Source organism: Microbulbifer maximicatervae (SeqCode) (assembly GCF_052467385.1).
On the sequence record NZ_CP174311.1, the window covers coordinates 3,048,893 to 3,061,474 of the forward strand.

Sequence of the window (12,582 nt, forward strand, 5' to 3'; positions counted from 1 at the left end):
AGACAAATTGGAGGGGCTGATGCGGTATTCGGATTTATCACTTGGTGTGTTACTAATGGCAATGTGGGGCTTCAACTTCATCGTTATCCAGATGGGAACGGAACATCTGGACCCACTCCTTCTGGTGGCTTTGCGCTTTTCTTTGGCAGCCTTTCCGGCAGTGCTTTTCGTTTCCAGACCGACAGTCAGCTGGAAGTACATTCTGGCCTACAGCCTGGCTTTTGGATGTGGGGTTTGGGGGATGGCCACCTGGGCAATCTCTAGCGGACTCTCTGCGGGTATGGCCTCACTTCTTTTGCAAGTGAATGTTGCGATTAGCTTACTATTCGGCTGGGTATTCCTGAAAGAAAAGATCATCCCGCAGAAAGCTCTTGGGGCTCTACTTGCCTTGGGAGGGCTGATGCTAAGTTTGATGGTTGAAGATGGCACTGTGCCCCTGATCAGTATTGCACTTATCTTAATAGCGGCTACCAGCTGGAGCATCAGTGGGCTCATTGTAAAGGCCAGTGGCACACAGCAAGTATTTAGCTTTATTGTCTGGGGGCTATTATTTGCACCGTTACCACTGTTCGCTGCTACCTATATTCAAGATGGTGCGGATGTATTTTATGAAATTCAAAACAACCTTAGTGGAAAGTTGATTTTCTCCATATTATTTCAGGCCTACCCAACCACTCTGCTGGGATACTGGTTCTGGAACCGGTTAATCGTTAAGTACCCGCTGTCTACTGTTGCGCCTTTAGGTTTACTCTGCCCCGTTTTTGGACTCTTTTTCAGTTGGTTATTAACTGGCGAATCGATTGGTTCAGAAAAGTTAATGGCCGCTATTATGATTTTCTCTGGGCTGGCACTTGGTATTGTTCATTTTCGCCAGAGCTTTAAGATACTAAGAAACTCACGGATTTTTGGCATGTTAAACATATCGCGATGAACAAGTATCCAAGTTGAGACTTGCCAGCTTTCAGGCGTAGGAATCTCAATAATGTCTTCAAATTTTTCAGCCAGGATTCTCGGCATGGCGCCAATGCCACAGCCAGAAAGCACTGCCTGGTTAAGAATTTGCTGACTGGAGGCGGTCAGCACAATCTTTTGATCGTGAATATGATTATAAATCCATTCATTCCAGCCAAAGTGTAACGGACGATCACCTAGAGCCAGAAACCTGTGCTCTTGAAGATTACTTTTATCGGGAAGCCCATACTCTTCAATATAGGATTTGTGAGCATAGAAAACGAATTCTGTAGTGAAAAATGGCAGCACGATATTATCAGGTGTCGTTGGTTTCTCACCGACACGAATCGCAATATCAGCTTCACCGTACTCCAGGTTAAAATTGCGCAGGTCCCCGATTAAATTTACAAGCATCCCTGGGTGCTGGGTCTGGTACTGCCTAATGAGCGGCATCAACAGGTCTACCATTTCGCCAACAGAGGTGATGGTGAGATTGCCTTGCAAATTCTGCTCTTTGCTTTGTAACCGCGAGGACAACTGAGAAAAATGGCTGTCCGTGACCGCTCCCAGTCGCATAACCTCCAGCCCCGCCTCCGTTGGAATATAGCCTTTGTCATTGCGCTGAAATAGTACAACCCCAAGGCTCTCCTCCAGTACATTAATATGGCGCATCACGGTGGACCTATGAATACCAATCTCCTGGGCCGTTGCACTCAGAGTGCCCAGCTTGGCCAGCTTATAAGCGGTCCTTAACTCAGTCCATTTATCCATTATTTACCTCAAGCCCCCCATGCTCAGCATGTGCAAATATGCACATCAGAGTCTCATAATCACACATTCACAGCATATTCGCTACACCATAAAATGGATTCAAATGACCTGTACACCCTCTAATGGTTAAAAAATATGGTAATTAAAGCGGAAGTATTGATAGTAGGCGGTGGTTTCGCCGGTGCGTCTGTCGCACAAGCACTGGAAAGAAATGGCGTCCATACCATTCTGGTAGACAAAAAAGATTATTTCGAAGTCACTTTTGCCACCTTGCGCAATGTAACCGATCCATCCAGCACCGGGAATCAAGCGCGCAAGTACTATAGAGACTTTTTCTATGGCCGCTTCATTCAGGGAGATGTAATGGAAATGTCTGCGAAATCGGCGCGTTTGGCAGATGGAACAGAGTTACATTTCAACAGTGCCATACTCGCCTCCGGCACCCGATATCCGAGTATGCCAATGGCCAAATCCCTTTGCGCAATGGATATTCAATCCAGAAACCAAGAACTGTTGAACGAGCATCAGCGACTGAAACAAGCAAGGAAAGTCATGGTGATAGGTGGAGGGGTCGTTGGTGTCGAATTGGCAGGAGAGATCGCGCACGCTATGCCGAGCACTCACGTAATTCTGACACACAATAAAGAGGTCTTATTGGACAACTTCAAGCCTAAAGCACAGATCAAAGCCCAGAGACAATTAGAGAATTTAGGTGTAGAAATTCAGTTTAACAGCCGCTACCAAAATCAGAATGGCCGCTATATCGATCTCAACAGCGGCCAAGCCAGCGATGCAGACCTGGTTTTTGAAGCGACTGGTGTGCTACCCAACAATGATTACCTTAAACCGCACTTAGCGCATATCCTTAATGAGCGGGGATTTGTGAAAGTCGATAACAGACTTCAAGTTATTAACGAACCAAGCTTGTATGCACTCGGAGACATTGCCGATATTGGTGAGGCCAAACTGGGCTACCTCGCCTCTCAGCAAGGTGAATACCTGGCAAAGGCCATCGCTAGAAATAGAAAAGGAAAAAGTATCAAAGGCTATAAACGAAACCCACTAATGGCACTAGTTCCCATTGGCCAGAAGCAAGGATTAGTGCAGCTACCTTTCGTAGTAACAACCTGCAACCACCTCGTGCGATTGAAGCAGAAAGACTTATTCATTAATAAGGTTTATCGTGGGTTTGGCACTCAGCCAAATGCCCGGCTCTCTTAGTTCGGGCTAACTATTGTAAGTAGCTATTAATGCAGTTAACGATATGATTCTATTTTAGCCAACTGTATAAATACAAAAAATAAAATCAAAAAGTGAGAATTATCAAGGACAAAAAATCACAAGTACTAACCAGGTTTATTACTTTTCTCCCTCACCAGCCAGTAGGAAACTCCCAGGGCGATAGTCACCAGGGCAATACCGACTATTTGCTCCGCATTAACAAATTTTAAGTCGAGCACAATAACCTTCCGAGCTACAGCCATTAAGGCTGTAGCCAATACCAATTGCACCGGTATCACATTAGTACCCAGGTAGAGTCGGATATTAGTGAAAATTTCAATGGCAATAAGAACGGCAAGAAAGGCCCCAAAAGTCTCGAGGATATCTTCCATATCCAGCAATAGGAATGGCGTCTCCATTAGCCTTTCATAAAGTACATAGACAACATCCGCAATGGTCCAGAATATGACCAACACCATAAGAATGGCGAGAAATTTAACGGCATATTTTATTGCTCGATGTAATTGGTTGATCAGGGGATCAGCATGATCCTCATGTATCTCGTCATATTTCATGGGCTTCGCTCTGCCGATTGATACCGCACATTGCTTGAGTTCGACTATAGGCGAAATCCCCGTATTCAGCCGAGAGAGCTTCCTTTAGTGAGTGAGTAGTAAGAGGAATCCCGGCAGCATATTCACCGCCGGGATATTGTGAGTCGTTAAGGTAGGCAGGCTGCGTTAGTGAAGAAATACTTTACTTCGTAGTCACTACAATCCTCTGTTGCACAGAAGAAGCGGTAATTAGTGCCGATATCGCCTATATGCATGCTTTCGCCGGTTAAGGAATAATCCAACTTCGTATCAACAACCCTTGCCTCAATACCAGCAACATCACTGACAGCACAGCTATTGCTGATATTTCCTGCTGACTTGTGTTCGTTAAAGCTCTCATAATCAATGCCACCTGAGGAGGGATCATCCAGGTCCAGCCACTCGGTTGCGTAGTACCCTGGATTTACCAAGCTGTTGGATAACTTGTGCACGCCCAAAGCATCGATTTCATCACCGTGGCGCCCGTGGAAAGCAAAAATTTGCTGGGATGAAGTGGAAGAATAAGTTGTACAAGTCCCCTGCTGAGTCCCCCCGGAAATAGATGAGCCATTGCTCGACGTCAATTTAAGGTAGTAAACACTACCCGTTTCATGCTTTTCATCGTCGACACAAATTTTAACGTCATCCAAATACTCGCTGCTGGCGGAGTTGAAACTCAGTACACTCCCCATCGAGCCCCCATCTCCATCACCATATTCAATACAGTATTCATGATCACTGGCTGCGGCATGGCTTAGGGATTGCTTAAATTCATAGCAAGCTTTAAAACCATCAATTCGTCCACTAGAACGAATCTGGACAGATTTCAGATTCATAGTGCCGCTACCGAGCAGTTTGCGTTTTACCAAGTCGATTGAATCAAACGCATCACCTCCGGTACCACCCACGGCATCTTTTTTGATGTAGCCAAAATCCGAGTAACTATCTTGGTTGGCGATCCAGAACCCATCAAATGGTTCGTAGTAATTCACCCAAACCGAGGTAGTTACACCTTCTGAATTCCTCTTGGCATAGAGCGCGGCATTTTCCAAAGCGTTATAAGGCATTCCATAGCGGTAGCCATCAGCTTCACAGGCGGAGTAACCTTCACTCCAGGTTCCCAATGCACTGCTGATGTGCCAGTTTCGCTCATCGTCCACACAGGCAAACACTCGCTCCGTGCTACAGCTATAGTCACGAATTTCACCGTCATTACTTAACCAGGCGCAACTATTGTTACCACTGGGAGAGTCATTCCGCCAAGACCACGTAAAATCTTCAATCTGGGGTGCTTTAGAGGCACCTATAGTGGTCGCATTGGCCTCCACCAGCGCCAACTCAAGCATGTTATACCCAGATACTGCTTTCTCCAGGATCTCACTGCCGGAATACTTGATGTCATCCTTGCTATATTCCGTTGTTGCATCCAGGGCGACACTTAAATTCCCATTGTTGTAGTGGCTGGTTGCGCTGGCATTACCATCGATATCTGCTGTTAGCTGGCTGGAATTTTGTGCAAGTGGCTCATTGGAAGTGAGGTTTCCAGATGCATCCATCTCATCCACACCGATCCAGACATTGCGTCTGAATTTCGATGTGTTTGACTCGTCATGGTAATCACACAGATTGTTATCACCAGTGTGCGGATACTCTCTAGGCACCTGAATAAATAGGATAACGTTGCGTCCCGCATCCAACACATCCTGTTTAGTCAGTGTTTGCGCCGGCAGGGAGGCGCAATCATCTTCTGTATAGCCCCAGTCGGTAGGCTTAAATACCAGATCCCCCAACCTGCTTTCAATTTTCTCACCAATCTTATTGCGGAAGTTCTGGTGGTAATCAGAATCGTAAGCCTCAAACTTTAGGAATATGACTTCATCGTTATTATCTTCAAGAAAATCCTTAATCTCATCCAGCCCATCCCCCAGCGTTGCAGCTGTACCAAACATATAAATACACATAGTGGCCTCTTCCAGGCCCATATGACACAGGTGCGGTGTTGAGCTGAAATTGGAAGTGGGGTAAGTATCATATTCGACCAGACGTATTCCCCGACTGAATAATTTCTCCGGCGCGTACCACTGGTTTACATCGGTATATACACCCTGATCCCACTGATAGGATGCATAGGCATTATGCGCTCCCGCCCACAAGGTCTTTGATAAGGGAGCCTTTGTATCAATCTGCCCCTGTAAATCCAGGCGCTTCACTTTATCATCGCTAGCATCAATTTCGCCGACAACAGACATCGAAAAACTCAAAAGCAAACTTGATACCAAACCAATTGTTTTATGCATTATTCTTTTCCTGATAAGTATCTTGATAGTTACCGCTAAAATAAAAATCCCAGTAAGTATTTCCCCTCAGTTGAATTGACCAATTGGAACAAGCGTACACGCCTGTCGCGAACCGCTAAATTACAACAGTACTGACTGGTCAATTTTAGTCATTTACCCTACTTTACATTTTCATAATTTGCGCACTTTTCAGTACTGACAAACATCCATCTCCGAATTAAACATTCATAAAACTATCCGCTAGCAGGGGGGGCGCAAAATAGTAGCTACAGAGCATGACCAATCAGTTACGAGCTTAAGGTAGTTATGTAAACATCTGCCCATTTGTAACAGGGCCAACATAAATGACAGACCAAATGTCCCTCCAGTATTTAGGGTTCAATCACAACCTTGGAAGTAATATCACGCACGTTAAATCTTCTGGTTTAGGAGCAGAGTTTGGGCATCTAATTCATCTTTTTAGATTATTGATAGTTTCAAAATATAATTGGGACAAACCTTAAAAGAGTCGGCATCACACTCTTCAACTAACATCGATAAAAAAATAGACGACAAGAAATCTTCTCCTTAAGGCTTAGAGTTGATTTAAAGCTAAGCCGGATTCAGGGTATAAGAAGAGTACAACTTAGATATTTATACTTACCAAACAATGAATTGAGCACCCAAGGAGTGGTAGGCTTATTGAAATATTACATTCATAGAACAAATAGAAACTTATAATTTCCGCCCCAGGAAAGCAGCCTTATCAAGGAGAGAGAATGAAAAGCAAGGCACTTATCATACTGAGTAGTATTCTTATCGCCTCATGTGGATCTATGCGACCGCAAAATGCAAGCAATTATCAGCAAGACCTGATCACCCCAGAAGAAACAGATAACTTTGTACTCACCGAAAGCAGCACCTTCGATGAACCCATGCTGGGAATTGCCCTAAAGTACGATAATAAGCAGTATCCTACCGATATTATCAATGTCTATGTATACCCTATCGATAGCATCACATGGGAAAATACAGATGAAATCATCTCCATTGAAATGGGCGATATTATAGATGAAGTTGACTTTGCTATAGAGCAAGGGCATTACAAGTCAAGATCACCAGAGACTATTGAAAACTTCAGTTTTAAAATCGGTGAAAAGCTATATTCTGGAAAAAAGTCATCTTTCACACTTACCAACAGAAACGATGCTGAATACTTCTCAAATAGCTATGTATTTGTCGATAAGGATAAATATATAAAGTTCAGAACCAGCTTCGACAGCAGAGCGACCGTAGAATGGAATGGCGACTCAGCAGTGAAAGAAATACTGCCTGAAATAGTTGTTCCCGACGAGTCTGCGTACATGAAGAACCTGAGAGCTGAACACCAAAAAGAAATCACCAAGAATCTGATAAAATCACTATTCCAAGCTTCTCAAGAATCACAACCTAACACAGAGTAATTTCTCAACTAACTTAATAGCAATTGCGACAAATCCGACTCTGTAAGAGCTGATGACTACTAGGTGCCGCTTAGCACCAGAGAATTGCAAGCGGCACGCTTTAACTGAAGTCTCCTGTACTTCAACGGCATGAAAGCACACTTCTTCCCCCATTGGCAGGAGATTAGCCCTAGACATCTCCAATTCAGATTTTTAAACAAATCTCACTAAAACCCACTCCAACTGGCGAATAAATTTCTCAGGTGGTTGAGATAATACTGGCACTTCGGCGTCTATGATTAAGGAGGCACTAAGGAAAGGAAATTCGAATCATGAGCAAAATCCTGCCTCCAATTCTTGCTCTTCTGCTCGCCGCATTTGTTTTAGGCGCGCAAGCCAACAACTATGTCAGTAAGGATAGTCAAGCCACTTCGCCTCTCGGATGTATCAGTGCCACATCAGTACTATCTACCCATACACCGACAGATATTACTGCTGCCGCCAAAACATGTACCGAACAATCCAAATTTGATGAGGCAGCTGAGTTGTTAATGGTTGCCAGTGCCTTTGCTTATTTCGACACACAGAGGGTTAGCGACAAAACCGGGCACAATGTATTAAGAGTGATTTTCAATAAAAAATTTAATTCGATGCCAGAGGGAGATCGAAAAAAACTATTCGCCAGCATTAACTCTCTTGATCAGGGCGGCGCAAGGAAGCTGGAAGTTTGTAACTATTTGACAGCCGCAAAGCCGCCATCCTATATACCAAGCTATATGATTTCTCATGGGTTAAGAAAATTTACAGGCGTTACTGAAGCCCCCCTGATAAAAGATTTTGATGCCGATCAAAGCTGGTTAAACTCAATGGTGTTTGTCAAATGCCGCAGTTAATCGGTATCTTGTTGCATAGAGACGAAATACCTATATCAGTCTCACCTTTGGGCTGAATATAAGTATCTAAGGCAGTAAAGATTCCCACATCTTAAATACTAGCCATCTAGATGCCCTCAAGCATATTCGGCCACCGCAAGTCTGGTATTTCCCTGATGCTTAGCTAAATCGCCACTTCATGAGCTCCCTTTGCCACTATTTACCAAGCATAAAGTTTCAGGCATTATTTTCCCATAGTCGAAATTTTCTCTAATCAGATTAATGGGAAGAACTGTGAAAGAAAACGGAATGCTCTTTTTATTTTGTGGAAAGATGGGCGCAGGAAAAAGTACAAAAGCTGCGGAGATAGCACAAACTACAGGAGCTATTCTTATTTCCGAAGATGAGTGGCTGTCTAATTTATATCCCCATGAGATCTCCTCACTCTCCACTTACATAGAGTATTCTGCAAGATTAAAACCAATGATCAAGTCACATACTCAGGATATCTTAAGGAGTGGCATCTCGGTAGTACTGGATTTTCCCGGCAATACAAGAAAACAAAGATCTTGGTTCAAAGAGATATTTCTGGATAACCTCTTTCCCCATCAATTAATCTATCTTAAAGCCGATGATAAATTATGTTTACAACAAATTGCCCAAAGGCAAAAATCACATCCGGAACGAGCCGCCTTTGATACCCCTGAGACCTTCAAACAAGTTAATAAGTACTTTGAAGAACCTTGCCAATCAGAGGGATTCAATATTGAAGTAGTCCATCTGGGAGGCATTTAAACGTACCCACTCCCTCTAATAATTGGGAGTAACCTCTACTGGACTCTCTTTCCGTTTGCCCTATCTCCTCCAGTGTTGGAGAAACTAAAGGAAGCCTAAGTCTCGATGCTGGCTCAGTATTTTGACTCCCTGTGAACCCGTTATTCGACTAGCCGGTTCCAAGCAGATTCAGAAAGGCCCGACTGAGACTGATGCACCTTTGCTTTGCCTCATATTTCGATTATTATAGAAATATAGAAATTTGGAGGTAACTCATGATGCTACCAAACCACACCCCCATCAATATTCTTAATCGCCTGGTGGACTCCCCTCCCAATGGCGACCCTACCAGGATTCTGGTGTTGTACGGATCCCTGAGACCCAACTCCTTTTCGCGTCTATTGGCCAACCAGGTTGTTGAAATATTGCAGCATTTTGGTGCCGAGGTTCGCTTGTTTGACCCTGTCGACCTCCCTCTTTACGACGGCACCAGCCAGGATCACCCCAAGGTGCAGCAATTGCGCGAGTGGTCTGCCTGGAGCCAGGGTCAAGTGTGGATTAGCCCGGAAATACATGGAAATGTCTCGGCCGTTTTCAAGAATCAGATCGACTGGCTACCACTGGACCAATCTGCAAGCCGGGCAACCCAGGGAAAAACCCTGGCGGTCATGCAGATTTCCGGTGGCTCGCAGTCATTCAATACTGTCAACAATTTGAGGGTTCTCGGCCGCTGGATGCGCATGTTTACGATTCCCAACCAATCCTCTATTGCCAAGGCCTGGCAGGAATTCGATGAACAAGGGCACCTCAAGGATTCCCCATTCCGGGACCGGGTGATTGACGTTCTGGAAGAGCTGGTAAAAACCACCATTTTGTTGCGTGGCCAGGGTAACTATCTGACCGAGCGGTACAGCGAGAACAAATCAGAGGTGCAGTCAGCTTCGACAACATCTATTCAGACCTTGGTGGCTGAAAGCGGTGTCGCAGAACCCAGCTAAAAGTACTGGCATTTCGCTGCCGAAGGTCCACATTTAGCAAAGGTCCATATCTAGCTATGGACCACTAGATGATAGGAACTCCGATAAGGATCTCGTCAATGAGCTTTTCCCTGGACCCGGACTTTTCAAGCGCCCTTGGCAAGTTTGGCGACTTGCTGGATACCTTGGCAGAAGCGCCTATTGGGGATGTGGATACTCGCCGTAAGAATGGAGCCGTGGTCACTCAAGCACTATTTCAGGGTCGCAGTTTTCCATCAGATGTTTCTTTTCGGGACTTTACCCTAAAGAGTTCAGACCAAGAGGAGATCCAGTTACGCTGGTACCAAAAGGAGAATAGCAAGCCAGGCTCCGCTATTCTCTACATTCATGGCGGTGGGCTCATCTGCCACGATATCTCACGGTACGACTTGGTCATCGCCAAATATGTAGCTGCCAGCGGCGTGCCATTTTTATCAGTAAATTACCGAAAGGCTCCGGAGTTCCCCTACCCTATACCGATTGATGATTGCTATCGGGCATTCATTTGGCTGGTACAGCACTCACAGGAACTCTCCATTGACCCCACGCGAATTGGCATCATGGGAGATAGTGCCGGAGGGGGTCTGGCTGCAGCCCTGACAATTGTCGCTCGCGACAAAAAAGGCCCGTCCCTGGCAAGGCAGATATTGTTATACCCAATGCTGGACGACAGGACGGTTACTCCCGATCCCGAGTTATTGCCATTTATTATCTGGACCTATGAAGATAATCTCACCGGCTGGACCGCTTACCTGGGTAATCAAGTGGGCAGCCCTGCGGTCAGTCCTCATGCTGCCCCTGCCCGCCTGCAAGATGCCAAGGGTCTACCGCCAGCATTTATCGATGTTGGCGAACTAGATATTTTTCGCGATGAGGATATGCAATACGCCCAATTACTCACCGATGCCGGTGTTAGCACGGAGCTCCACGTTCGACCTGGCGTAATTCACTCCTGGGAGCTATTCGCCCCGGATATTCCCGTCTCACAGCGCGCTCTTGCAGATCGAGTGAGAGTCATCCAGGAAATCTAAGCGAGCACGGTGCACCTGACTATGGAACAGCAAAAACAGAGACTTTTTGATAGTCACTTCCACATCATAAATCCCAAGTTCCCCCTATTCCCAAATCACGGCTATTTGCCTCCAACATTTACCGTGGACGACTATCAACTCAAGTTACAAAACTACCAGCTAGTGGGAGGCGCTGTAGTTTCCGGCTCATTCCAGAAGCTGGATCAAACCTACCTTATTGATGCCCTGGAAAAGCTGGGCAAAAGCTATGTTGGGGTTACACAGCTATCCGCCAATACTCCCGACACCACCATTTTGTCACTCCACAAGCATGGAGTCAGAGCCCTGCGCTTTAATTTGGTACGGGGCGGCTCGGAGCAGATCGATTTTATCGATACTCTTGCCCGGCGAGTTTTTGACTTGGCAGGCTGGCATGTCGAACTATACGTTGAAGCCTCTGCATTAACCCCTCTCTATAATAAATTGATCGCGTTACCAGCCGCATCTATCGATCACATGGGAATCACTAAGCAGGGTTTTCCCATCTTGCTCAAACTGGCAGAAAAAGGGGTAAAGGTAAAAGCGAGCGGCTTTGGCCGCCTGGATTTCGACCCCGCAGCGGCAATTGTCGACCTCTATCAGGCCAACCCACATTGCCTGATGTTTGGCTCCGATCTTCCCTCTACCAGGGCACCTCGCCCCTTCAAACCTGAAGATATTTTGTTAATTCGCGACACTCTCGATGAAGCACAAGCAGAAAATGTCCTGGTAAAAAATGCCTATCAATTTTATTTAAAAAAATAATGGAATGATGGGGCAGTATCAGGAACTGAGCTCTTATTCTGCTGTCATTCACTACGCTGTATTTTCTAAAATCGCACGACATGCCTAAATTCGTGCACTTCTCTATACCCACTCAATTCATGCTACAGCAGTGTAATCTCGGGTCATCGATCATCTTTATAAATCACTGGCAATTAAAACATGCGAATTGTAGGATGCGCCGAATATTTCAGGCCACAGGGAACCTGGAAGATACAGTGCAGGAGGTTGTAGTGAAAGGACTGGTAACGGTTATTTTTTCCCTATTTGTGCTATCCGGATGTACCGGCATTGGCACAAAACCCCTGGGAGAAAAAGAGATAGCGTTAGGCGTAGATACTGAGCAATCCATTAAAGAGAAGCTCGGTAAGCCTTATGAAAAAGGCATGTTTGTAAAAAACAACCAACAAATTTTAACACTCGCTTATGCTTACCCCACTACTGGCAAAAAGGCGGTTAGCGAAAATATTAGCGGTACCCGTAACCAGGGTTTCTACTTTTATAACGATAAATTGGTTGGGCAGGATTTTGTCAGCTCTCTCGCTGAAGATTCCACCGATTTTGATGAGTCAAAAGTACCACTTATCAGCGAAGGCCAAACCAGTATTCTCGAAGCTCTGGATTTATTGGGCAAACCCTCTGGCGAATATCAGTACCCACTGATCAGCAATAAATCCGAGAAAGCCAAAGTGTATATGTATAGCCAAACCAATAAGGCTATTTTCCAACCGGTCTCTTATCAAAAAGTATTGATTCTCAGTTACAATACTGATGGCATCATCACGAACGTAAATTTTGCAGAATTAGGCAATAGAAATTTAAGCGAGCAATAAA

At 45.1% G+C, this 12,582-nt stretch carries 12 protein-coding genes; 9 read left to right on the top strand and 3 right to left on the bottom strand.

Annotated features, from left to right (window positions below):
- The first annotated feature begins 19 nt into the window (after nt 1–19).
- Nucleotides 20–931, top strand: coding sequence for an EamA family transporter (locus ACJJIR_RS12845; RefSeq protein ID WP_444905648.1), 912 nt, complete (start codon nt 20–22; stop codon nt 929–931).
- Here the strand turns inward: ACJJIR_RS12845 and ACJJIR_RS12850 are convergent.
- The gene (locus ACJJIR_RS12850; RefSeq protein ID WP_444905649.1) at nt 862–1,722 is read right to left on the bottom strand and encodes a LysR family transcriptional regulator; all 861 of its coding nucleotides are present in this window, start codon (nt 1,720–1,722) and stop codon (nt 862–864) included. The two genes, ACJJIR_RS12845 and ACJJIR_RS12850, sit on opposite strands and share 70 nt — an antisense overlap.
- A gap of 135 nt (nt 1,723–1,857) precedes the next feature.
- Here ACJJIR_RS12850 and ACJJIR_RS12855 point away from each other — a divergent pair, with 135 nt between their 5' ends.
- A complete protein-coding gene (locus tag ACJJIR_RS12855) occupies nt 1,858–2,943 on the top strand; it encodes an NAD(P)/FAD-dependent oxidoreductase (protein WP_444905650.1) in 1,086 nt (361 codons plus the stop codon).
- A gap of 125 nt (nt 2,944–3,068) precedes the next feature.
- On the opposite strand, the gene ACJJIR_RS12860 is transcribed toward ACJJIR_RS12855, so the two are convergent.
- Nucleotides 3,069–3,518 carry a phosphate-starvation-inducible PsiE family protein gene (locus ACJJIR_RS12860; protein ID WP_413665304.1) on the bottom strand — a complete coding sequence of 150 codons (450 nt, stop codon included), beginning with the start codon at nt 3,516–3,518 and terminating at the stop codon, nt 3,069–3,071.
- A gap of 146 nt (nt 3,519–3,664) precedes the next feature.
- Nucleotides 3,665–5,833: a jacalin-like lectin gene (locus ACJJIR_RS12865; protein WP_444905651.1), complete on the bottom strand. Its 2,169-nt coding sequence runs from the start codon at nt 5,831–5,833 to the stop codon at nt 3,665–3,667.
- Nucleotides 5,834–6,591: 758 nt separating this feature from the next.
- On the opposite strand from ACJJIR_RS12865, the gene ACJJIR_RS12870 reads away from it, so the two are divergent.
- The 7 genes from ACJJIR_RS12870 to ACJJIR_RS12900 all read left to right on the top strand — a co-directional run bounded on the left by ACJJIR_RS12870 (nt 6,592) and on the right by ACJJIR_RS12900 (nt 12,581).
- Entirely contained in the window at nt 6,592–7,275 is a 684-nt protein-coding gene (locus ACJJIR_RS12870; RefSeq protein WP_444896816.1) for a hypothetical protein, read from the top strand.
- Nucleotides 7,276–7,586: 311 nt separating this feature from the next.
- Nucleotides 7,587–8,147, top strand: a complete 561-nt coding sequence (locus ACJJIR_RS12875; RefSeq protein WP_444905652.1) for a hypothetical protein — start codon at nt 7,587–7,589, stop codon at nt 8,145–8,147.
- 273 nt (nt 8,148–8,420) lie between these two features.
- Nucleotides 8,421–8,921, top strand: coding sequence for a P-loop nucleotide/nucleoside kinase family protein (locus tag ACJJIR_RS12880; protein WP_444905653.1), 501 nt, complete (start codon nt 8,421–8,423; stop codon nt 8,919–8,921).
- A 254-nt stretch (nt 8,922–9,175) separates the two neighbouring features.
- The gene (arsH, locus tag ACJJIR_RS12885; protein WP_413665299.1) at nt 9,176–9,898 is read left to right on the top strand and encodes an arsenical resistance protein ArsH; all 723 of its coding nucleotides are present in this window, start codon (nt 9,176–9,178) and stop codon (nt 9,896–9,898) included.
- 98 nt (nt 9,899–9,996) lie between these two features.
- Nucleotides 9,997–10,947 carry an alpha/beta hydrolase gene (locus ACJJIR_RS12890; RefSeq protein ID WP_444905654.1) on the top strand — a complete coding sequence of 317 codons (951 nt, stop codon included), beginning with the start codon at nt 9,997–9,999 and terminating at the stop codon, nt 10,945–10,947.
- Nucleotides 10,948–10,968: 21 nt separating this feature from the next.
- Nucleotides 10,969–11,730 carry an amidohydrolase family protein gene (locus ACJJIR_RS12895; protein WP_444905655.1) on the top strand — a complete coding sequence of 254 codons (762 nt, stop codon included), beginning with the start codon at nt 10,969–10,971 and terminating at the stop codon, nt 11,728–11,730.
- 194 nt (nt 11,731–11,924) lie between these two features.
- A complete protein-coding gene (locus ACJJIR_RS12900; RefSeq protein ID WP_444905656.1) occupies nt 11,925–12,581 on the top strand; it encodes a hypothetical protein in 657 nt (218 codons plus the stop codon).
- Nucleotide 12,582: the final 1 nt, after the last annotated feature.